At 39.2% G+C, this 22,298-nt stretch carries 17 protein-coding genes; 12 read left to right on the top strand and 5 right to left on the bottom strand.

Going from position 1 to position 22,298, the window contains the following annotated elements; translation table 11 throughout:
- Positions 1-54 precede the first annotated feature (54 nt).
- From HMPREF9706_RS02670 to HMPREF9706_RS02660, 3 genes are all read left to right on the top strand, one after another.
- Positions 55-1,125, top strand: a complete 1,071-nt coding sequence (locus HMPREF9706_RS02670; protein WP_006907826.1) for a uroporphyrinogen decarboxylase family protein — start codon at positions 55-57, stop codon at positions 1,123-1,125.
- A 122-nt stretch (positions 1,126-1,247) separates the two neighbouring features.
- Positions 1,248-2,504 (top strand): MFS transporter, encoded by a 1,257-nt coding sequence (locus HMPREF9706_RS02665; protein WP_006907825.1) that lies wholly within the window; start codon positions 1,248-1,250, stop codon positions 2,502-2,504.
- Complete coding sequence (locus HMPREF9706_RS02660; protein ID WP_006907824.1) at positions 2,505-3,518, top strand: helix-turn-helix domain-containing protein; 1,014 nt, start codon at positions 2,505-2,507, stop codon at positions 3,516-3,518. It abuts the gene before it with no gap.
- A 49-nt stretch (positions 3,519-3,567) separates the two neighbouring features.
- On the opposite strand, the gene HMPREF9706_RS02655 is transcribed toward HMPREF9706_RS02660, so the two are convergent.
- Genes HMPREF9706_RS02655 through HMPREF9706_RS02640 form a run of 4 tightly spaced genes read right to left on the bottom strand, consistent with a single transcriptional unit; the run spans position 3,568 to position 6,392 of the window.
- Positions 3,568-4,281: a transaldolase gene (locus tag HMPREF9706_RS02655; protein WP_006907823.1), complete on the bottom strand. Its 714-nt coding sequence runs from the start codon at positions 4,279-4,281 to the stop codon at positions 3,568-3,570.
- Positions 4,278-5,654: a PTS ascorbate transporter subunit IIC gene (locus tag HMPREF9706_RS02650; RefSeq protein WP_006907822.1), complete on the bottom strand. Its 1,377-nt coding sequence runs from the start codon at positions 5,652-5,654 to the stop codon at positions 4,278-4,280. Before HMPREF9706_RS02650 ends, HMPREF9706_RS02655 begins: the two co-directional genes overlap by 4 nt.
- Positions 5,651-5,947: a PTS sugar transporter subunit IIB gene (locus tag HMPREF9706_RS02645; RefSeq protein WP_006907821.1), complete on the bottom strand. Its 297-nt coding sequence runs from the start codon at positions 5,945-5,947 to the stop codon at positions 5,651-5,653. Before HMPREF9706_RS02645 ends, HMPREF9706_RS02650 begins: the two co-directional genes overlap by 4 nt.
- Before the next feature lies 1 nt (position 5,948).
- Positions 5,949-6,392 carry a PTS sugar transporter subunit IIA gene (locus HMPREF9706_RS02640; RefSeq protein ID WP_006907820.1) on the bottom strand — a complete coding sequence of 148 codons (444 nt, stop codon included), beginning with the start codon at positions 6,390-6,392 and terminating at the stop codon, positions 5,949-5,951.
- 377 nt (positions 6,393-6,769) lie between these two features.
- Between HMPREF9706_RS02640 and HMPREF9706_RS02635 the strand changes: the two genes are divergently transcribed.
- The 5 genes from HMPREF9706_RS02635 (at position 6,770) to HMPREF9706_RS02615 (ending at position 12,118) form a co-directional block, all read left to right on the top strand.
- Positions 6,770-8,293 (top strand): ABC transporter substrate-binding protein, encoded by a 1,524-nt coding sequence (locus HMPREF9706_RS02635; RefSeq protein ID WP_006907819.1) that lies wholly within the window; start codon positions 6,770-6,772, stop codon positions 8,291-8,293.
- 90 nt (positions 8,294-8,383) lie between these two features.
- Positions 8,384-9,313 carry an ABC transporter permease gene (locus tag HMPREF9706_RS02630; RefSeq protein ID WP_006907818.1) on the top strand — a complete coding sequence of 310 codons (930 nt, stop codon included), beginning with the start codon at positions 8,384-8,386 and terminating at the stop codon, positions 9,311-9,313.
- An 11-nt stretch (positions 9,314-9,324) separates the two neighbouring features.
- On the top strand, positions 9,325-10,212 hold the full coding sequence (nikC, locus tag HMPREF9706_RS02625) for a nickel transporter permease (protein ID WP_006907817.1): 888 nt from the start codon (positions 9,325-9,327) through the stop codon (positions 10,210-10,212).
- Positions 10,213-10,221: 9 nt separating this feature from the next.
- Complete coding sequence (locus HMPREF9706_RS02620; RefSeq protein WP_006907816.1) at positions 10,222-11,151, top strand: ABC transporter ATP-binding protein; 930 nt, start codon at positions 10,222-10,224, stop codon at positions 11,149-11,151.
- Complete coding sequence (locus HMPREF9706_RS02615) at positions 11,138-12,118, top strand: ABC transporter ATP-binding protein (RefSeq protein WP_006907815.1); 981 nt, start codon at positions 11,138-11,140, stop codon at positions 12,116-12,118. The genes HMPREF9706_RS02620 and HMPREF9706_RS02615 overlap by 14 nt, the downstream gene beginning before the upstream one ends.
- 174 nt (positions 12,119-12,292) lie before the next feature.
- Here the strand turns inward: HMPREF9706_RS02615 and HMPREF9706_RS02610 are convergent, their stop codons facing one another.
- Complete coding sequence (locus tag HMPREF9706_RS02610; protein WP_006907814.1) at positions 12,293-15,400, bottom strand: transglycosylase domain-containing protein; 3,108 nt, start codon at positions 15,398-15,400, stop codon at positions 12,293-12,295.
- Positions 15,401-15,631: 231 nt separating this feature from the next.
- Between HMPREF9706_RS02610 and HMPREF9706_RS02605 the strand changes: the two genes are divergently transcribed.
- From HMPREF9706_RS02605 to HMPREF9706_RS02590, 4 genes are all read left to right on the top strand, one after another.
- On the top strand, positions 15,632-16,549 hold the full coding sequence (locus HMPREF9706_RS02605; RefSeq protein ID WP_006907813.1) for a diacylglycerol/lipid kinase family protein: 918 nt from the start codon (positions 15,632-15,634) through the stop codon (positions 16,547-16,549).
- Between the two features lie 78 nt (positions 16,550-16,627).
- Positions 16,628-17,047 carry a DUF2187 family protein gene (locus HMPREF9706_RS02600; RefSeq protein WP_006907812.1) on the top strand — a complete coding sequence of 140 codons (420 nt, stop codon included), beginning with the start codon at positions 16,628-16,630 and terminating at the stop codon, positions 17,045-17,047.
- A gap of 131 nt (positions 17,048-17,178) precedes the next feature.
- On the top strand, positions 17,179-17,481 hold the full coding sequence (locus HMPREF9706_RS02595; RefSeq protein ID WP_006907811.1) for a cupin domain-containing protein: 303 nt from the start codon (positions 17,179-17,181) through the stop codon (positions 17,479-17,481).
- Positions 17,482-17,943: 462 nt separating this feature from the next.
- Positions 17,944-22,298: Cna B-type domain-containing protein (locus tag HMPREF9706_RS02590; RefSeq protein WP_006907810.1), on the top strand; the 4,355-nt coding region annotated here is incomplete at its 3' end.

The following is a 22,298-nucleotide window of genomic DNA, read 5'->3' as shown; positions in this document are numbered from 1 at the left end:
AGAATGTGCTATGCTTAGAAAGTGAGCTGTACTATTTTAAGGAGGAGATTACTAATGATAGAAGCCATGACTCCTAAGGAAAGACGACAAGCGTTATTATCGGGTCAAGAATTGGATCGGCTACCGATCGAATTCACCCATAATAGTATTGTATCCAAGTTAAATGGCCAAAATTACCTACAAGGGCAGGCGTCAGCCGATTCGATTGCTGATCAGGAAATTGCTCTCTATCAGCGATATTGTTATGATCATCTGAATGTGGATTACGGTTTGAACGGATTGGGACGAGCTTTGGGAAGCCGACTTTTAGATTTTCCAGATTCGGCACCAGCTGTGGATCATTATGCTTGTGCAAGCATTGATGAGGTATTGGGGTTAACTTTTTCTAAAGCAGAAATAGCTAAGGACCCTAATTTATTTAAGTTGTATCAAGCCTGTCAAAAAATGGTTAAGGTTCTCGGTCCAGGAGCCATTATCCAATTCGAAATTCCAGGACCTTTAACCGCCTTGACTTCATTAATGGAGGCGGAATATGTACTACGGGCCTTGCGACGGCAACCCGATCAGATACACCAAGCCTTGCGAATCATTACCAATCTTTTCAAAAAGATGATTGAGCCCTTTGCGGAATTAGGTGTCTTTTTCTGGATTTCGGATCCAGTCGCCTCGACATCACTAATTTCTCCAAAGCAATTTAAGCTATTTTGTCAACCTTACTTAACAGATTTGGTGGCACACATGCATGCTTGTCAGTCTTCGGTCATTCTACATATTTGTGGAAATACTGTTAAAATTTTGGATGATATCATCTCAATTGGTGTGGATATTTTTTCTTTAGATGAGATCGTCGATCTATCACTCGCTAAAGATCATCTAGGGCATTCAGTGTGTCTTCTAGGCAACGTAGCTCCCGTTAAGACGATCTATCAAGGGACCTCCTCTGATATTCGTGAAGAAGTTGATGATTGTTTTACTAAAGCTTGGGATAGTTCGAAGGGATTTATAATCGGGCCGGGTTGTGGAATACCTTACGCGACGAGCGAAAAAAATATTGAAGCTTATTTATCGGCGTGTTTAGCAGGAGCGACAACTTATGCAAAAAAGCGAAATCGTATTTTGAACTAAGTTAAATATATGTTGAATAAAATGGCGATTTTACTTTTAAAATTAAACGTTGACTTAATCAAAATAATCCTTTAAACTAAAGTTAAACAATTGTTTAACTTTTTATTAAAGGAGTCTTTATTATGAAACAGATTTTGTCGAATAAGCTATTTATGTCCTTAACTTTGTCTGATTTAATCTCAAATTTTGGGGATTCATTATATTACTTAGTGATGATGCGATATGTCTTAGATATTCCGCAAACTACTTTAGCCATGTCTATTATCTATTTATCGGAGATGATTCCCTTAATGACAGCTATTTTTACGGGAGATTTAGCTGATCGGACGTCTAATAAGATCAGTGCCATATTAAAGACACAACTATTACGAGTAGGCCTTTATTTGGGAGTTGCCTATCTGATGTCCTTTGAAGCAGCCTTGTATTTAGTGCTAGGCTTCAGCTTGATTAATTTAATCTCTGATTTGGCAGGACAATATGAGTCATCGCTTTTTATCCCAGTTTCTCTGCGGGTTTTAAATAATGAAGAACGTGAGTCGGCCATGGGTTTTAAGCAAGCCCTCTTGCAAGCGGGTCAAGTAATTTTTCTCTCATCGGGATCCATTTTCTTATTATATTTTTCGTATCGTCAGATTGCCTTGATTAATTCCATGACTTTTTTACTGTCTTTTTTAATAGTGTGGCGTATAACCCCACAAATCAAGCGTTTGTTTATCGACCGGCCATTAGAAACGGATCAAAAAGAATCAGATCAGGATTCGCTCAACTTTATAAAAAGGTTAAAATTAGCTTATTTACAGTTTAGAGATTTACCTCATATGATGAATATCTTGATTATTGTAGCTTTATTAAATGGGGTTTTGGCGGCATTGAATAATCTATTGGTTTTGTCGATTGACCAAGTACCAGGTTTTGTTATAGGGTCTGCAACACAAACAATCGCTTTATTTCCCATTATCCTATTAATTGGGCAATTAATTGGGTCTTTATTGGCCATGTCCATATTCAAACATTTGGGTCTTTACCAGGAGCTATTTTTAGGTGCTCTAGCAGGTGTGTTTATCTATCTAAGTTTATGGTTGGGAAATGTCTACGCCTTTTTTGCAACGATTTTCTTTTTGGCTTTGGTATCGGGAGCAATTGGACCTAAATTTAATGCCTATCTTATGAATCATTTGCCGGAAGAACGTATTTCTTTAACCATGTCCTCAATTGGAACCCTAATTACTTCCGGAGTGGTGATTATTGGCGGAGTGACAGTTATCTTAATGAACTTTCTTTCTTTGAAATTATTAGTGGTCAGCCTCTTTGTAAGTATGTTAAGTTTAACCCTATATGTTATTTATCAAATGATTCAACGCAGAAAGGATTTGATCTAATTGAAAACACGGATCAATGAATCGTCGGCTTATTGCTACGAACTACTCATGCTGCCTTCCATTGGCCAATTTGATGACCAATATAGCAATCTTATTGGTCAGTGGCGACATATATTAGCTGCCGATGAGTCAGTATTCGATCAAGTTCAAGAAGAGTTAGCACGATTGAGTTCTTCGATTAACAGCTTTTATTTACAAGCTAATGGTCAGTTTTTTGTGACGGAGTTAATCGACTGTTTTCCAAAATTCCCTGACGATATTGAGTCTTTGATTGAATTATTAGGTCAAATGGATGAAGCAACAATTCTAAAAATGTTGGCTCAATTGCTTCAAGCTGATCAACCAGAAGCACTCAGCGCAGCAGAAATCTTTGATTTACTACTAGAAGAGTCTTTTACAACTGAGCAATATTGGGCGTGGGCTAAGGCGATTCATGATCCATTGGCCTTTATCGATGGCTTTTGTCAATTGGTCTTTGACTTAGATCGATTTTATCAACCAATTTATCGGCAGTATGAAAAAGAGCGGTCTGATTATGCTCAGCGACTAGATGTTGAGGATCTTTTGAGGCGTTTACCAATGATCTCAACAGATTTTATTGAAGGCTTGCAGCTTGATGAGATTTGGGTGACGATATTGTCACCTATTTTTCCTCAATTGATTATTATGAAACACCAAAATCAAGGAATACTATTACTATCGACCCGTCACGAAAAGTTATGGACGGGTCATGAATTGAGTCAGGAGGACTTTTTTGATTTATTGAAGCTCTTGTCGGACCCTACGCGTTACCAAGTATTGGTGCGAGCGAGTCAGGCAGAGTGGAAAGCAAAAGATATTGCTGAGGAATTGGGAATTACACCGGCAGCTGTGTCCTATCATGTATCCCGTTTGGCAGATGCTTTATTATTGATTTATCAAAACCCCAACGATAAAGCTTCGATAAAGATTAACCAAGAATTAATTCGATCCTTGATTCAACGACTCAGTGAGGATTTAGGTTTAGATGAATAGCTTATATTAAAAATGCCCTCTCATTTGTGAGAGGGCATTTTAGCTTTAATTAATCTTCAAGAATTGAGAATCCAAGGGATTGAATATCTTTATTAAATCCAATCACCGTATCAGTTGAAACTTGGGTCAGGTCTTTAAAGAGATTGTCTAACTTATTTAAAATCGAAGGTGGAACCGTGATAATATCGCAACCACAGTCAATCGCCTGAATAATATTGTAGACTTCACGCGTAGAGGCCCACAATAATTGGCTGCCTGGTTTAGATTGGCAAATAGTAGCAGCAGTATCCATAATCGGCATTGGATCAACTCCCGTATCGGCAATTCGACCTGCAAAGACTGAGATAATATTTTCTGTACCATCGGCTAATGCATTGATGGTTTCTTGCACTTGGTGCGGTGTGAATAGGGCCGTCACATTTAACTTGATTCCTTCGTGGGAAAGGCGATGGATAAGTTCATAGGATCCTTCACCTTTTGTATTTAGGCAAGGAATTTTAACATAGACGTTGTCACCTAATTGAGTAAGAATTTTTGCTTCTTTCTCCATGGTTTGAGCATCATCACCAAAGACTTCAAAGGAGATGGATTGACCTTCAACTAGGTCAATTGCTTCCTTAGCAAATTCTAAATAATTGGTGATGCCTGCTTTTTTCATCAAGGAAGGGTTAGTGGTAAAACCATTCACTAGACCTTTTTCTTTCATGGCCTTCATGTCTGCCAATACAGCGCCATCTGAGTAAATGTTAATCGGTAAAATCATTCATCATTCTCCTTAAATTCATTGTTCATGGCTATTTCTTTTGAGTGGCCCCACCAATTGGGTAAGAAGATAGCCATTAGCGTCAAGACAACTAAAGCATAAATGCCTAGATGACCCAGTTGATTGCCGATTTGACCCAATAATATACCTATTAAACCAAAATCCAAATCACCAAAGGTCGTATTGGCAAAGCCTAAATCACCCAAAACAGGTAAAGCTAGGGCTGGAATAAAGGCTAGGAGTAAACCGTTAATGAAGGCTCCCACTAAGGCTCCTCGTCGCCCACCAGTCGCATTCCCATAGATTCCTGCGGTGGCTCCACAGAAGAAGTGAGGAACCAGTCCGGGAACAATCAGGATGCCACCTAAGGATCCTAACACCAACATCCCAATGATACCACCGATAAAGCTAGAAATAAAGCCTAGAATAACAGCGGTTTGAGCGTAAGGGAATAAGACCGCACAATCAACAGCTGGGACAGCGTTTGGAATAATTGAGTCAGCAATCCCTTGAAAAGCTGGAAGTAGGTCTGCAAGGATCATGCGAACTCCGTTATAGACAATGGTGACGCCCACCGCAAACTCTAGGCCAGACAAAAAAGCAAAGAGTAGGGGAGATTTACCACCAGAGAGGCTAGCTACAAATGAGGGACCCGCTGCTAATGCAGAGATTAAATAAAAAACAACCATGATAATTGCTGTTGAAATGGTGGTGTTTCTTAAGAATCCCCATTGTTCAGGTATCTGAATGCTTTCGGTTGATCGCTCCTTATGACCAACAAGGCCACCGATCCAAGCTGCAAAATAATAACCTAAAGATCCAAAGTGACCTAGAGCAATTTCATCCCCCCCTGTAACTTGAAGGGTGTAGCGTTGGCCGATAGCGGGTGAGATAGCTGACCAAGCCCCCATAAAACAACCTCCAATAAGAACCAGTTCAATGCCTTTGAAGCCAAGTGTTCCCAAGACAGCTGATAAGAGGCAGGCTAAAAAGAAAGAATGGTGTCCGGTTAAAAAAATATATTTATAACGTGAAAAACGGGCAAATAAAATATTAAAGGCTAAGCCGATCACCATGATTAGCATGGTCTCTGTTCCTAATACTTCTTGGGCGACCGCAGTCACTGCCTCATTATTGGGAACGACCCCTTTGAGATGAAAGCCTTTCTCAATCATTTGAGCTAGGGGTTCAAGATTATTAGTGATCACACCCGCTCCGGCAGCTAGCATCAGGTAACCAAGGATAGGGCCAAGAGTGCCGGTCAGCACTTGATGCCAAGGTTTGCGCATTGCTATTAACCCAACCAAGGCCACCAACCCCATTAATATTGCTGGTTCGGCTAAAAAGTCTTGAAGAAATTTTAAGAGAGTCACTCAACTTGTCCTCCTTTTTGAATGAGGGCTTGAAGATGAGGAAAGACATCTTCTTCAATTTGTTTTTTATTGACATAGGATCTAACAGCAACAACTGGGCTTCCTTTAGGAAATTGATCAGCGAATTCTTTGACGGTTACGATCAAGTCAGCTTTTTGACCACGTGCCGAATTAAAATCCATTGATTTTGCTTCTAGCGCAATACCTTTGGCTTTGGCGAGTTGGTTAATCTTCATGGCTAGAAGATTACTGGATCCAATTCCGTTACCACAGACGGTTAGAATTTGTAACATATTATTCCTCCTCTTGCAGAAATAGTTGACATAAGCTAAGAAAATCTTTGGGGGTCTTACTTGCGATTAATTGATCGATTTTCTCCGATGAATCAATTAATTGAGCTACTTTTGCTAACAATTCTAGATGGTCTTCACTATTCTTGGTAGCTAGGACAATAAATAAAGAGACAAGCCTGCCAGAATCAAATGGGACCGCTTGCTTTAATTTTAAAAAAGAGATAGCGGTTGTATTTGATCCGTCTTCAGGCCTTGCGTGGGGCATAGCAATTTTCGGAGCAAGTAGGATGTATTCGCCCAGATCCTTTACATTTTGAATCATTTTATCGACATAGTTTTCTGTAATCAGATTTTCATCTAATAAGGATTGACTAGCAGTTCGAATGGCTGTTTGCCAATTAGTCGAGGAATCTTCGAAGCGAATCTTAATTGGAAAAGAGGACATGGTTCACCTCCTAGGAAAGAATTAAAGGAATGGCATTGTAAACGTTTGTTTTCTTATTCATTGTAGAGTTTAAGGCTCTTTTAGTCAAGATGAATAAGTGGAATGACCCTAGTCACAAAGAAATAAGCCTAGATGATAGGTTAGATTTTAAATTGATACGGTTGGGTTTTTATTCGTTATAAAAACTATATTAAAAATGTATGAGCTTACAATTAAATTTTAAAACATTGCTAAAAAACGATTGACAAACGTTTAATAGTCGAGTAGCCTATGTTTGTAAACGGTTTATAGAAACGGTTTCATTATTTGTAAGGAGGTGTACTGGTATTAAAACTATTCGTTGTGTCGCAAAGTCAAATAAATGGAGGAGTCTACTTATGAAGAAAAAGTTGTTGTTTATATTAATAATTGTAAGCGCTCTTGTTTTGTCGGGTTGTTCAGGGAGCGGTGGAGATGCCAGCACCTTAACAGTGGGATTATCCGGTGATGCTATTTCATTGGATCCGGTGGCTACTAATGATAACCAATCTAGTAATGTGATGTTGCAAATTTATGAAGGTTTGGTCAAGGTTGACAAAGACGGTAAAATCCAACCGAGCCTAGCTGAAAGTTATGAACAAATTGATGATGTTACTTATCAATTCAAGTTAAAGAAAGGTGTTAAATTCCACAATGGTGAGGAATTGAAAGCATCAGACGTTGTCTTTAGCTTAAAACGGGCGATTGAAGCTCCGAATGTAACTCACTTATTCCAAACGATTGATATTGATAGTGTTAAAGCCCTTGATGACTACACGGTGGAATTTAAACAAACCGAGCCATTTGCTGGTATTCTTTCAGCACTTTGCCATCCGGGCGGTTTTATTGTTAACGAAAAAGCAGTCAATGAAGCTGGTGATTCTTATTCTCAACATCCAGTTGGAACCAACGCCCTTAAATTTGTTAAATGGACGCGGGCAGATTCAATCGAATTGGAGAAATTTGCCGACTATCATGGAACAGCACCTGCTTATGAAAAGTTGACTTTCCGTGTGATTCCAGAACCAAGTAACCGTGTCATTGAATTAGAATCAGGCGGTGTTGATATCGCTTATGATATTATTGCTACCGATATTGAAAAAGTTGAAAAGAACGACAAGCTCAAATTATTAAAATCTTTAGACTATGGTGAAACTTACCTTGGATTTAATTTCTCTAAAGAAGTGTTCAAGGATCCTAAAGTTAGAGAAGCAATTACTTTGGCTTTAGATAAAGATGCAATTGTGAAGGCTGTTTTCCATGATTTAGGTAAAACAGCAACGGGTGTTCTTCCTCCAACGCTTAAATACTCGATCTCCGATCAAATGCAAGTGAAAGAACAAAATATTGAAAAAGCCAAAGAATTATTAAAAGAAGCTGGTTATGAAGATGGACTATCGATTTCAATAACGACTAATGATAACAAGGATCGGTCTGATATGGCGACAGCGATGAAAGAACAGTTAGCTAAAGTTGGTATTGATGCAACGATTAATGTGCTTGAATGGTCTGCCTTTAATGAAATTATTAAGAATGGTGATCAAGACCTCTTTATGATTGCTTGGACCGCTGATTCTCCTGATGCGGATACTTTCTTATATCCTTGTTTCCACTCTTCTGCAAAGGGAGAAGGAGGTAACTACATCTTCTTAGAAGACAAGAAAGTAGATGAATTACTTGAAAAAGCACGTTACGAACAGGATGATGCTAAGCGGGCTGAATACTATGCTGAAGTTCAGGATTACCTCATGGAAATTAATGCATGGATTCCACTCCATAATAAAGAAATGACGATGGGTACTCGTAAAGAAATCGATAATCTATTCCTATCGCCTCTTGGCTTCCATACTTTAACGGAAGTAACTATGGGAGCTGACAAATAAGCCCCTATCAAATTAGAAAGACAGCGAGACTAGGAAAAGTGAGAGTGTTCCTTAATTATTTTTAGTGAAGGTCATATAAGAGGTGACATAATGGTTAAATATATTTTAAAACGACTCTTATATTTAATTCCCGTTTTATTGGGTGTGTGCTTTATCGTGTTTACCTTGTTATATCTAACACCAGGAGATATGGCACGTAATGCCTTGGGCCCTTCTGCTTCTGAAGCAGCGGTTCAGGCTTTAAGAGAAGAGATGGGATTAAATGATCCCTTTTTAGTCCAATTTGGACGGTATTTAAAGAATTTAGTGTTTCATTTTGATTTAGGTTATTCGTATATTACCCGAAGTAATGTTACTGATGAAATTATGGCTCGAGCTGGCTCAACTTTGATTTTGGCGACCACAGCAATTCTTTTTGCGGTAGTTATCGGAATTCCAGTTGGGATTATCTCGGCGATTAAGCAATATTCCATCTTTGATAATGTCACGATGATTTTTGCCTTAATTGGGATTTCTATGCCGGTATTCTGGTTAGGTTTATTATTGATCTTGTTATTCTCAGTCAAATTAAACCTATTCCCATCATCTGGGTATTCCACCCCGCTTCATCTATTCTTACCGATGATTGCCTTGGGGGCTCAATCGGTCTCAGTTATTGCCCGAATGACTCGGTCATCGATGCTTGAAGTTATTCGTAAAGACTATATCTTAACGGCTAAAGCCAAAGGCCAACGTCGAGGAAAAATTATTACCGAACATGCTTTGAAAAATGCCTTAATTCCGATCATTACAATTACAGGGACTCAGTTTGGTCAGTTAATGGGTGGAGCCCTAATGACAGAGGTTATTTTTTCTATTCCTGGAATTGGTCGTTTGATGGTTGATTCGATCATGAAGCGGGATATGCCTATGGTTTTAGGGTGTGTCTTATTTGTGGCCGTGACCTTTAGTTTGGTGAATTTGATCGTAGATATTCTTTATACCTACGTCGACCCTCGCCTAAAGACACAGTATGAATAGGAGGGGTCCAAATGAATAAAGTTGAAACAAAGAATCAAGAGCCTCAAAAACGTGGTAAATTTAGAGGATTAAAAGATATTTGGATTCGAATGAAGCGTAATAAGTTAGCTATGATGGGACTTGTTATAATTATTGTGCTCGTTCTGGTGGCTATTTTTGCAGATGTAATTGCGCCTTATGGTTTTGCCGATCAAAACTTAGCTAACCAATATCAAACGCCTAACGCCCAACATTGGTTTGGAACGGACGAGTTAGGGCGGGATATTTTTAGTCGGGTGGTCTACGGTTCCAGAGTGTCATTGCGGGTTGGCTTTATCTCAGTGAGTATCTCTATGATTATTGGGGTGGCTATTGGAGCAGTGACCGGTTACTATGGTGGTCGGGTGGATAATAGCTTAATGCGACTCATCGATGTGGTTCAAGCCTTGCCAGATACGCTTTTAGCGATTGCAATTATGGCGGCATTAGGTCCTGGTTTGACTAACTTAATGATTGCAGTTGGGATTGCTGCAATCCCTGGTTATGCACGGTTAGTTCGATCTTCCGTTTTGTCTCTTAAGGATCAGGAGTTTGTTGAGGCTGCTCGTGCCAACGGATCGAGTGATTACCGCATTATATTGAAACATATTATTCCAAACTGTATGGCGCCGATTATTGTTCAAGCGACATTAGGGGTTGCCTATGCGATTATTAATGCTGCAGGATTAAGCTTTATAGGTTTAGGATTGGAACCACCAACGCCGGAATGGGGAGCTATGTTATCTGGAGGACGCGCTTATATCAGGGACTTTCCTCATATGACACTGTTTCCAGGGCTAGCTATTGTTATTACCATTTTAGCACTTAACCTCCTTGGAGACGGATTAAGAGACGCTTTGGATCCTAAGCTGAAAAGATAGGAGGTCGCTATGAGTAAGTTGTTAGAAATTAAAAATTTAAGTGTTGAATACGATACAGATACGGAAGTGGTTCATGCAGTTAATAACTTGAACTTTTCCATTGATAAAAAAGAAACTCATGGTCTAGTTGGAGAAACGGGTGCCGGAAAGACAACCACGGCTAAGGCTATTATGCAGCTCATTCAGAACCCTCCTGGAAAGATCACTTCAGGTGAAATTTTTATGGAAGGTCAAGACCTATTAAAAATGCCTGAAAAGGAAATGTATAAGATTCGCGGAAATAAAATTTCTATGATTTTCCAAGATCCTATGACATCATTAAATCCTGTTATGACTGTGGGCCAACAAATTGAAGAAGTTTTGGCTCTTCACCAGGATTTGGCTAAAGGGGAACTTCGGGCTAAAGCAGAAGAAATGTTAAAAGTGGTTGGTATACGTAAAGAACGGATTGATGACTATCCCCACCAGTTTTCTGGGGGGATGAAGCAGCGGGTTGTGATTGCTATGGCCTTAGCCTGTAATCCTAGTTTGATTATTGCTGATGAACCAACAACGGCTTTAGATGTAACGATTCAAGCACAAGTGCTGGAACTCATTAAGAATTTAAAAGAAGAATTTGAGACATCAATGATCTTAATTACTCACGACTTAGGGGTTGTTGCAGAGACCTGTGATTATGTTTCTGTTATGTATGGCGGAGCTATTTTGGAGCATGCCAGTGCAAAGGAACTATTTGAGAATCCTTATCACCCTTACACTAAGGGGTTATTTAAGGCGATCCCAAGTATCGATGAAGATGTTGATCATTTAGAAACTATGGATTTACAATTGCCAGATTTTTCGAAAGTAAAACCAATATATCGAGAAGTCGCACCTGGGCATTTTGTAGCATTTCCTCTGGTTGCTGATGAGGAGGTTGGATTAAATGGGACAAACTAATCATGAAAGCTTACTTCAGGTTAAAGATCTTAAGAAATATTTTCCGACAAAAGCCGGTGAATTAAAAGCGGTCGACGGGGTTAGTTTCGATATTAATCGTGGGGAAACCCTAGGCTTAGTTGGTGAATCTGGCTGCGGTAAGTCAACAGTAGGTCGAGCAATCATTCGCTTGCATGAGCCCACTGCAGGAGAGGTCCTTTTTGAAGGGCGAGACGTCGCTAAGCTCAAAGGGCGTCAAGCTCTTAAGCAAATTCGATTAGATATGCAAATTGTCTTCCAAGATCCATATTCTTCTTTAAATCCGCGGATGAGTACCTTTGATTTGATCGCCGATCCAGCACGGGTTAATCATCTATATAAGACGGAAGCAGAATTAGAAGCGGCTGTCTATCATATGATGGAAACGGTCGGATTAAAAGCTAAAGTGGCCGATTCTTTTCCTCATGAGTTAGATGGAGGAAGTCGACAACGGATTGGGATTGCGCGAGCCTTGATCTTAAAACCAAAATTTATTGTATTAGATGAACCGGTATCTGCTTTGGACGTATCGGTCCAAGCTCAGGTATTGAACTTATTGGATCAATTACAAAAAGATTTTGATTTAACCTATCTCTTTATATCTCATGATCTATCAGTGGTGCGTCATATTTCGGATCGAGTAGCAGTGATGTATTTGGGTCAGATTGTTGAACTAGCTCCTTATGATGTGCTTTTTGAGAATCCACTTCACCCCTATACTAAGGCATTATTATCTGCTATTCCTATTCCTAAGTATGGACTCCATAGGGAACGCATTATTCTGGAAGGTGACGTTCCTAGCCCGGTTAATCCACCAGAAGGTTGTCGCTTTGCTAAGCGGGTACCAAACATTCCAGAATCTTACCATGAAGCGCATCCTCAACTGCGAGAAGTTGAGCCAGGTCACTGGGTAAGATGCACTTGCTATCAGTATGATGGTAAGTTATAACTTAGTAATCACCTTTGGTTAGTGAGATAAATTGTTACTGATAAATAAGTCTTGCTAATCTGGAATCACCCCTTTAGTAAAGGTGATTTATTTTCCTCTCTATGCAGCATTGACTGCAAAAACATCCCCCTCACTAACGGTATGGTGAGGGGGATGTTTTATATTTAGCTAGGATTAATAGCTGGCAGAAGTTTCAGCTGGAGCTTGAGTGTTATCTGGTATTTCTTGTTCTGGATTTTCACTACTACTAGTTTCTCCAGTCTCATCTTCTGCTTCTCCTTCTTTTTTACTTTCATTGTCATCTGATTCTTTTTCTGTTTGAATTTGACGCATAAAGTTGCCCCAGAATAATTGATAGTCGGATGGAGAAGCATTAATCATAAAGTGTTCAGTTAAGATGGGTGCGGGATAAGAAGCTTTGAAGAGTTCTTCTTTAAGGCCACTAGCTACTTGTAAGACTTGTCCGCCCATTTGTATGTTACCTGGTTGGGTACCTGTCTTTTCCATCACAGTCATGCGGATGACAGAATTAGGCTGTTGGAAGCTTTGGTCTGCTCCGATAATATCGGGACGGATAGCAAATAAGTCATTGACAATTTGTGCCCAGAAGGATTGACTTCGTTGAGCTTCAGAACCAAAACCGTCATTTAAGTTAAAAACGAATTCTTGATATTGGTTATCATAACCCATCCAGGCTCCAATCGTGATTTTAGGCGTGGCACCAATATACCAGAGGTCCTTGCCGTTTTCGGAAGTACCGGTCTTGGCGATCCAGTCTCCTCCAGTAGTGAGTTTAGATTTAGCAATTTGCCCGGTTCCGAGATTGTTGACATCACGCAACATGTCGACCATTAGATAGTTGCTATCTTCGCTGAAGACTCGAACAGGTTCATCATCTGCCTTAAAGAGGGTCTTGCCCGTTGCATCTTTTATTTCATCAATGATATGACCTTTAGCATAAGTGCCTCCATTGGCAAAGGTTGAGAAGGCGGAAGTCTGTTCAAAGACGGTTGGCCCTTTATTAACCCCACCGATTGAGAAGGCTAGATTTTGAACATCGGTTTCGGTGTAAGAGTGCTGGGTATCAAAGCCCATTCGTTGGAGGTAGTCAAAAACGGGTACACCTTGATTGCGCATCTCTTGATAGATTCGAATGGTTGGTATGTTATAGGACCAAGCCAAGGACTGACGAGCCGGATAAAATTGGTTGGATATTTGATTGCCATAGTTGGTCGGCGACCATTGGCTACCATCATTATAGGTCTCTGTAAAAGCGGTATCTGGAATGATTGAAGCCGGAGTGATGATATTGTTTTCGATCGCAGGTCCGTAAACAGCAAGTGGTTTAATGGTAGATCCTGGAGACCGGTGCATGCCGAAGGCATGGTCAATTTGATTGTTCTCATAATCAGTCCCCGCTACAAAACCAAGAACACGGCCAGTGGCATTATCAATAGCCACGACACCGGTTTGGACTTTTTCTACAAAATAGGTCTCTTCGCCGGTCGTAGGGTCGGTATAGACACCGTCAAAGCTGGCTCCTAACTGATCTTTGTAGGCTGCAGCAGTTTGTTGCATCTGGTCGTAAATATCTTTTTCGATAGTAGTATAAACCTGATAGCCAGAGGTGCGTAGCTCTTGTTCAGCTTCCTGATAATAGCTTTGGTACCATTCAGCATCTTCATGAACTTTTTCGAGTTGGTTGCCATCTTTTTTAACGTTGAGGGCAATAATTTGTTCAATGGCTTGGTTCATGACAGTCTGGTAAAGATAGGATTGTCGTTCAGGAATTCGCGCTTTAGTCGCAATAAAGTCCTTGGTAATATCATATTTAAGAGCTTCTTCGTAGCTGGCTTTGTCAATGACTTGGTTTCGGTACATTGCGAAAAGAACATCTTTCATTCGCTGAATTCCCGCTGAATGATCCTTTCGCATATGACCATACTGGTCATATGGAGTATAGGAATAGGGACTTTGAGGTAGGCCTACTAGGAAGGCAGCTTGGTTTAAGTTAACTTCACTTGGTTTTTTACCGAAGATACCTTCGGCAGCTTCTTGAATGCCAGCGATATTTTCTCCCTTATTATTTCGACCAAAAGGAGAGACATTAAGATAGGATGCTAGAATTTCATCCTTAGAAAAATACTTTTCTACTCGTAAAGCTAAGAGAATCTCATTGGCCTTTCGGAAGAAGGTAACATCATTGGTTAAGAGTTGTTGTTTAACTAATTGTTGAGTGAGGGTGGATCCACCGGTACCAGTTCCTGATAAAAGCGTTTGAAGAATCGCTCTTAAAGTCGACTTAGGATTGACGCCTGGGTGATCATAAAAGTTTTGATCTTCGATGGAGATGAGCCCCTCTTTAATATAGGGGGATATGTCGTCTAATTTGGCGACAGATCGAACGACATCGGATCGGACATCAGCGATTGGTTCTTTGGAAGCGTAATAGAGCGTCGATTGTTGTTCAATTCGATTTAAGGCACTGGCTATTTCATCACGGGATGGTGGCTGGGTATCCTTTACTAGGGAGGCAAAGTAACCCAAACCAACTCCTCCACCCAAGCCGGCTACTAAGATTCCTGCCACAAGAATAAAAACAAAAAAACGCTTGATAAGATTGGTGGCAACCGAAAAAGTAAAGGCAACTTTTTCTTCAGTACTGAGATCTTTTAATGAGTATCGTTCATCTTTAGCGGTTTTTTTGTCGGAATGTGTATGTTTATTAGAATGACGCGTATGTTTTTTCGTCGAAGGATTCTTAGATGGTTCCGTAGAATTAAGAATCGCGTCTTCACTTTGATAAGAAGCCTGACTTTTTGGATCCTTATCTGAATTTTGAGCTTTTTGGATGGTTATTTTGGGCATTCGCTGATTAGCTTGTGCTTTTTGGAATAGTCGCTCATCTGATTCTATTTCTGCTTTTGATTGTGCGTTTCGATGGCTTTGCGTGATCTTCTTTTGAATGGCTGCTTGTCGATTTAGTTTGTCCTGTTCGGCAAGATCTGGCTTGCTAGAGCGATTTTTCATTGTATGGGTATTCAAAGAAGACTGGGTTCTTTGAGTAGATTTTTGTGGCTGACGGTGGTGGAAGGATTTTTCGACTTGGTCGGTTGAATCCATCTTTTCCAACTGTTTAATTCGTTCTAAACGTCGCTGAATAGCCGCTACTGCTTGTGGATCTTGAATTCGATTCTGTTGGCGAATAGCTTGACGGCGATTATTTCGATCGTTTATGTGTGTGGATTGCTTTTTATCTTGGTGTTTGGACGAATCAGTCATGTCCTAACCCCCTTAATTCTCTTATTTAATAAGACTGTATCAGTCAAATTACGCACGGCTTTTTTCATTTTAGTAAAAAAGCATACATAGTACCATTTTATACATATTATTCAGATAAGTCTTCAGTTTTAACGAACTGTCACCATTTTGTAATCTTATAGAGCTTCAGCTCAGAGCTTTAGTGATAGTATGGTATAATGTATTTATTCGAAAGTTGAAGAGGTGTCCGATATGAAAAAAATACTTATCATTGCTAACCCCGGTTCAGGCAAAGGCGATGCTCCAGAATATGCTAAGACTTTGGAGGAAGTCTTATTAACCAATTATGAAGTAGAGTTAGAAATTCGTTTAACTGAAAAAGAAGGAGATGCCAATCATTGGGCAAAAGCAGCCAAACAAGAAGGCTATGATACGGTTATTTGCCTGGGTGGTGATGGAACAGTTAATGAGGTTGTTTCTGGTATTGCTGAATTGGATGATAAACCCCTCTTTTCTTTTGTTCCATTAGGAACGGTGAATGATCTCGGTCGAGTGGTAGGGTTTTCGATGGATCCAGATGAAGCGATCCAACAATTTGCTCATTTAGATGAAACAAAGGTTGATATTGCGCGTGTTAATAATCAGTACTTTATTAATGTTTTAGCATTAGGAGATATTCCAACGGCGGTTCTAGAGACAGATTCCGATCAAAAGAATAAACTGGGTTTTTTTGCCTATTTGATTGATGGTGTTAAGGCCTTTTTCGGTGGAAAGAATAAGAACTTGCGCATTTATGATAGTCAGGGTAGGCACTATGATTTAGCTTCAAATTTAATCTTGGTGGCCTTAACTTCTTCGGTTGGAGGCATGGAAGGTCTCATTCAGGGAGCTACTTATAATGATGGGATGGCGCATCTTTACGCAATTAAAGATTCTATGACACTATCTAGTATCCAAACATTCCTACAAGAAAAGGGGCTACCTGACGAAATAGTGGATAATGATCATCTATTATCCCTAAGGGATTCCGCATTTCGGATTGAATCCGTAGATGGTCATTCGACCAAAGAGTTGAAATCTAATGTAGACGGTGATGAGGGCCCAGCACTTCCATTAGAAATTGAGATTCTTAAAGAATGTATTCCAATGTTGATCCCTCGTAAAGCTTAATTTAACCAATATGTAAGGGTTTTGTGTTATAATAGAAAATAAGTGAAGTGGGGATTAGTTAGATGAAGGAGGGGTCTTGTGGCTAAAAAAATAACTAAGCAACAAAGAGAATTGATTGAATACGAATTGAGACGTGGAACCAGTAAATCAAGAATTGCCGCTTTGTTGGAAGTTGATTATGACACGGGAATTAAGATGATTGATCGGGTCAAGGCGGATATCCGTCCTAATATAGGAGATAAGATTTCTTTTGAGTTTCGTGGTAGTGATATGGCGGGGATTATTACTAAGTTATTATCTAATAGTGCTGTAGTAGATATTTATTGGGAAGAGTCAGATCGGATGATGCAGGATATCATGGAAGATAAGACAATTGTCAATTTTAAGGATATTATATCTTTTATATCTTTGCCTCCACAAGAAGAAGATAAGGATATTGTTCTTAATCCTCAACCAAAGATTCATCAATCTGATTCCTTCGCAGAAGAGAAAGAATAATGAGAGAAGTTAAATAGTCTTTGATAAGCTATTAAGATATTCAAACTTCTCTTTAGGACCATTGTGATAAGATAATATGATACATATCTAATCAAATATTAGTCGCATGTTTATCAGAAAGGAGCCGTTGTATGAATTTTTACCAAACTGAAAAATCAGGGCCATTGGCAAAAAATATTGTTCAAAAAGTGGGGCAAACAGTGACCTATTTGAACTTGAAGGCTGGGTCTGAAACAGGCTGGCATGATGTCCCCTATTCAGTGATTGTAGTTCCTTTTGAAGGAGAACTGATCTTTCAAGCTGAGGATGAAAGCCAGGTCATTCATCCGGGTCACTTTGTTGAAATGGAGCCTGGCGAGCGGCATAATGTAATCGCTAAGAGGGATTCAGGTGTGATTGTGGTGAAGTCTAAGCTTGATAAAAAAGTTAATTAGCAAAGGTTAATGCAGTCCGAGAGGGCTGCTTTTTTTGTAGTATTGCCTATGAAATTAATCAAAAAGGCGATCATTATTTTGTATACTATTCAATAAATTGTACGATCATTACCGAGTTGCAGGTTGGGTAAATAGGGTATCTATATTGAAGAATGCAGTGCGTTTTATGCGATCAATTTCTGAAAGCCCAGTTCCTTCTATTAAAGTTAAATTAATGAATTTAACAGGTTAATATCATTTAATGGATATCTTCAAAAGTTAGCTATTTTTTGAGTTTTAAAATTACTTATTTAATGGGCATTAGTAGAGGTAGCAAAGATTGACAGAAAACACTATTTTTATATTTTTATAAGTCTACATTTTGAAAACGTTATAAATTATAGAAATACTATTAAATAAGGGTTATACTAGTAGTGTAAAGGAACTATATGTTTGAAATATCGAAGAAAGGAGGAAATTCTAATGAAAAAAATATTTAAAATATTACCTTTACTCGTAGGTTCATTTCTTTTGACACCGACGGTCGGTCGAGCGGCGGAATTAACTGATAATCCTTCGTTAGTAAACGAAACTGGTATTGAAAACAATCTTCAATCATCAGCAAATCATCAAACACTTCCTTTACCTGATTCTGTATCAGAATTAGCTGATCATAACTATGAAGAACTTGTTGGCATACCGGATAAAAATCAGTCGAAATCGGGAGAAATTTTGCTTAAGCAAGCAGAGCCTGCAGCATTACCCACACCCAATGACGATCATTTGGGAGACCATGAATCCAGCGAAGGGGGTGCATCACCTTCAAAGAGAGAGGGCAGTCAGTCTGTTGTTAAGGATCAGCTTGAACGCCATCATTCAGGAGAGGCAGAAGCTAAATCCTCTGAATTTGGAGAATTGCCTAATCGCTCCGAGTTAGTCGATAATAAAGATAGCGAGTTTGTCAGGGCGGAATCCAAAGCTGATGATCAAAATGAAAACCAATTCCAAGAACTGAAAGCAGTGTTACAATCGGATGAGGAGCCGATTACAAATGGACAATCTGAAGAAGTTGTTGAAGTGACGGTTGAAACGTTTGAAGAATTGCTTCGAGCAATTGAAGAAGCTAAAGAGGGTGTTTTGACACGGATTCGTATTACTTCTAATCTGGAAATTACGAAGAAGGTCATGATCCCGGCTGGCAAGCGGATTATTCTGACGTCCAATCATCAACAAGAAGCTGATAAGGCTTGGGAGAAAGTGAAGCAAGCCGCTGATTATGCTGATCAAGGTGAAGCAAGGCAACGTGAAATTATCGAAGAAGCTCGAAAAAGAGCTGAAGAAGCTAAAAATCTAGCTGATTTAGCTCAAAACCCCTTGCCAGATCCGCATCGAACAGTCCAAGTTAAGCGTGCATCAAGTTTTATTGATGATAGCTTATTCCAGATTGCTGGGAAATTGCAACTGGGTGATGCTAAGACGGCGCTTCATGTTGATGGAAATAATGAAGTGACGACTCAACTCTCAAAGGGAGTCCTCTTTAATGTAGAATCTGGCGGACACTTCATTCTTAAGAATGGGACTTTAATGCAGGTTAATAATCATTCTGGTTATTCTGCACCGATTGCCATTGAAAATGGTGGGCGGTTAGATATGGTTGGAGGACGTATTGCTTCCAATGAAAGTTACCAAGTTAAAGAACCATCGGGAAGACCAACTTCCGCAGGTGCTGTTTATGTCAACCCAGGAGGCCAATTTAATCTATCTAATGGGCTTATTGATAATAATAAAAGTTCAACGGGTGGAGTCTTCGTTGGTAGCTTATTTGGAGGTTCATCCGATGCAGTCATGCATATGACGGGTGGAATGATTGCTAATAATAGAGCGGTTGGTCCATATGCTTTGGGTGGTGCTATAAATGGCTTTCCCAGAGCAGATATCCAAATTGATGATGGGATACTTGCTCATAATCAATCAGGACAAAGTAAAAGTTCTGGTTGGGGTGGCGGAATTGTTATGACTAATCAGAGGATTAGTCCATGGAGTAATACCATTGATAATGAGTATGCATCGGTTCCTACGCCAAATTCTAAACGTTTGAGAGAAATTAGAGCTCAATTAACACTTAATGGCGGATTGATTGCTAATAACCGTGCCAATAAAGGTGGTGGCTTATATATTGATAGTGACGATGTTTACTTCAATAAAACAATGTTACTGGATAATATAGCTTATCAATTTGGTGGAGGATTTTATGTTTCCTTCCCTCCACATGCCCAAGAATTGAATCAAATGCTGATTACTGAAAATAAAGCAAATCAAGGAATGTTAACAGCAGGAATTGATCAAGTGAATACGGGTGGAGGTATCTGGAATTGCCCAACGGGTTATGTTCATATTGGCGACGGACATACTGTCTATGCTTTTAATAATCAGGCTAAAAATCTTGGAGATGATTTGCGCTTTTCTAAGAAGACGGGTTATTTCAAATTGACAGTCGGAGGAAAAGATTATTATATTCAAAATAAATTTTATTCGCATGTTTCGCCAATTACCAAAGGCTATAAGGAACATACGACCTTAGAATTAATTAAATTCCTTAATGATACAAATCATGGAGATTCTATTCCAGACCGATTGAGTTATAATGCTTCATGGATGGCATTAAAAGCCATTTATTCCAAAGCGCTTCAAGCTGAAGCATGGAGCAATGCAAAAACCTTCATTGTCGGAAATCAAGCCTCTAATGGTGGAGGTATTGGATCGAATGCCAATATGGAAACACCAAATGATGAGGGCAACTATGATCTTGAGTTAACCAAAAAATGGGAATCCCAGATTTCAACTTCTGATCGCAAATCGATAACAGCAGATATTTTTATTGTTCCTGTTGGTACCACTGCGGAAGATGTTCGGAATAATTATGGCTCTAATCCGCATTACTTTAAATATGGGGAAGTAGAACTTAATGAGAAGAATGATTGGACCCAACGTTTTAGTCAATCCCAATATGGACGACTTGACCAACTATTAGAAGCGATGAAGGACTATGGTCTGCCTTATAATAAAAATGCTGTTAATGATAAAGGTCTACCCTTTACGGCGGCTGAATTAAAGGCTAAAGGGTTTAAATATCTTGTTGTTGAACGCGACAGTCACGGTTTTATTTCGACTGTAAAGGAAGTTGAACCTAAAGGAGCTTTACCGCTTGGTAGTAAGGTTGGACAATTAACCATCGGTAGACCTGACACAGGGGTACACTCTAATTATCAAAATTACTGGTTTAATAATACAGATGTTCATCTCTATTATATTAATCAAAAAGAGCAAGCTGAACGATTAGGCATGACGAATCTGAGTGAAGCTAATAGTTTCAAAGGTCAGATTAGCCACCCTTATTTAAGTCAAGTAACTGAAACTCAATTCTATGGAAGAGATTACAAGTTTCAAGCTTGGGGTGAATCTTGGACTAAAGCCGGTTATACTGGATTTTCGATTTCTGAAAATGGTTATAGCTTATTCTTGGTTAAAAATAAAACTGGATATACCTTGTATATCCCTTATTTGATGATTCAAGATATGGATTCAGATGATCAGTATACTGGATGGGATATTCATCTTGGCGAAGGTCAGGTCTCTGAACAAAGCCCTAAAGTTGAAGAGCGACATCAATTTGTTATCACGAATAGTAAGTCTGGAGACTTGCCTGTTCAAAAGACATGGCATAAGGACATTCCAGAAGATAAGCGTCCTAAATCGGTGACAGTTTATTTACTATATAAAGGACATAGAGTTAAAATTGGGATTGATGAAAATGGTCATCCAATTTATCGCAGTTTGACACTAACTGCTGAGAATAATTGGAAAGGAAGTTTTGATCAAATTAACCCGAATGAGTTAGCTCAAGGCAATTATTCAATTGAAGAATCAGCTCCTGAATCTTATGATGCTAGAATTAAGTCGCACTTTGAACAGGAATTTGAATTTAGAGTGCACTACGCAGATTCTTATCGTGAGGGTGAATATGATATTGCTGTTACTCGGCATTTTTACCCATTTTCAGGAGATATCAAGCTTAATCTTTATCATGAAGATCAATTGGTAGATTCTAAGCTATATACCTGGAAGAGCCAGACTGATGAACATGGAAAGTTTTATTGGTTGGAAAAAGAAGTTACTTTTGGTCAAGGAAATAAAGAACTTCTGCTTAATAATTATGGACGAGATGTTCGAGTTAAGTACTATGACAAAGTGGGCAACACACCAGGACGGTCATCTTACGATTTTTATTTAAAGCGAGATGCAGATGGTTTTTATAGCCTTTATGTTCCACGTCTCTTTGTTAACGGTTTGCCTCAGGCAATGTTTGAAGTGCGGGGAACAAGCAAAGAAAATATTCACGGATTGGATACTTATCCTTTAATTTCCAGTTTAACAGGAAAATCAACAGGAGCTGATATTGGTATCGAATTGAAGAATTACCCAACTATCGATATTCAAGCAAAGAAAATTTGGGAAAATGGTCAAGCACTTAAAAAGCCTCAGGTTAAGATGGTTTTGAAGCAAAATGGAACAGTGATTGATAGCCAGCTACTTGACCTTAAAAATAATCAAATCATCTGGAAAAATTTAAAAAAATATGATGAACAAGGTAATTTATATGCTTATACCGTGGAGGAAAGCTTCCAATCGGATCATTTCAAACAATCTAATGTGACTCAATCAGGAAATATTTTCACTTTCACGAACACCTATGTGGTACCTAAGACACACTTAGAAGTCAAAAAAGTGTGGTCTGGTGGACCAACGGTTAAACCAACGATTCAGCTTCAATTGTTACG

The organism is Facklamia hominis CCUG 36813 (assembly GCF_000301035.1).
GTDB classification, from domain to species: domain Bacteria; phylum Bacillota; class Bacilli; order Lactobacillales; family Aerococcaceae; genus Facklamia; species Facklamia hominis.
This window is presented reverse-complemented; position numbering and strand designations above follow the sequence as displayed.

Coding starts and splice junctions, on each gene's coding strand:
- HMPREF9706_RS02670 (WP_006907826.1), top strand. CDS start 55: ATGATAGAAGCCATGACTCCTAAGGAAAGACGACAAGCGTTATTATCG.
- HMPREF9706_RS02665 (WP_006907825.1), top strand. CDS start 1,248: ATGAAACAGATTTTGTCGAATAAGCTATTTATGTCCTTAACTTTGTCT.
- HMPREF9706_RS02655 (WP_006907823.1), bottom strand. CDS start 4,281: ATGATTTTACCGATTAACATTTACTCAGATGGCGCTGTATTGGCAGAC.
- HMPREF9706_RS02645 (WP_006907821.1), bottom strand. CDS start 5,947: ATGTTACAAATTCTAACCGTCTGTGGTAACGGAATTGGATCCAGTAAT.
- HMPREF9706_RS02640 (WP_006907820.1), bottom strand. CDS start 6,392: ATGTCCTCTTTTCCAATTAAGATTCGCTTCGAAGATTCCTCGACTAAT.
- HMPREF9706_RS02635 (WP_006907819.1), top strand. CDS start 6,770: ATGAAGAAAAAGTTGTTGTTTATATTAATAATTGTAAGCGCTCTTGTT.
- HMPREF9706_RS02630 (WP_006907818.1), top strand. CDS start 8,384: ATGGTTAAATATATTTTAAAACGACTCTTATATTTAATTCCCGTTTTA.
- nikC (WP_006907817.1), top strand. CDS start 9,325: ATGAATAAAGTTGAAACAAAGAATCAAGAGCCTCAAAAACGTGGTAAA.
- HMPREF9706_RS02620 (WP_006907816.1), top strand. CDS start 10,222: ATGAGTAAGTTGTTAGAAATTAAAAATTTAAGTGTTGAATACGATACA.
- HMPREF9706_RS02615 (WP_006907815.1), top strand. CDS start 11,138: ATGGGACAAACTAATCATGAAAGCTTACTTCAGGTTAAAGATCTTAAG.
- HMPREF9706_RS02610 (WP_006907814.1), bottom strand. CDS start 15,400: ATGACTGATTCGTCCAAACACCAAGATAAAAAGCAATCCACACACATA.
- HMPREF9706_RS02605 (WP_006907813.1), top strand. CDS start 15,632: ATGAAAAAAATACTTATCATTGCTAACCCCGGTTCAGGCAAAGGCGAT.
- HMPREF9706_RS02595 (WP_006907811.1), top strand. CDS start 17,179: ATGAATTTTTACCAAACTGAAAAATCAGGGCCATTGGCAAAAAATATT.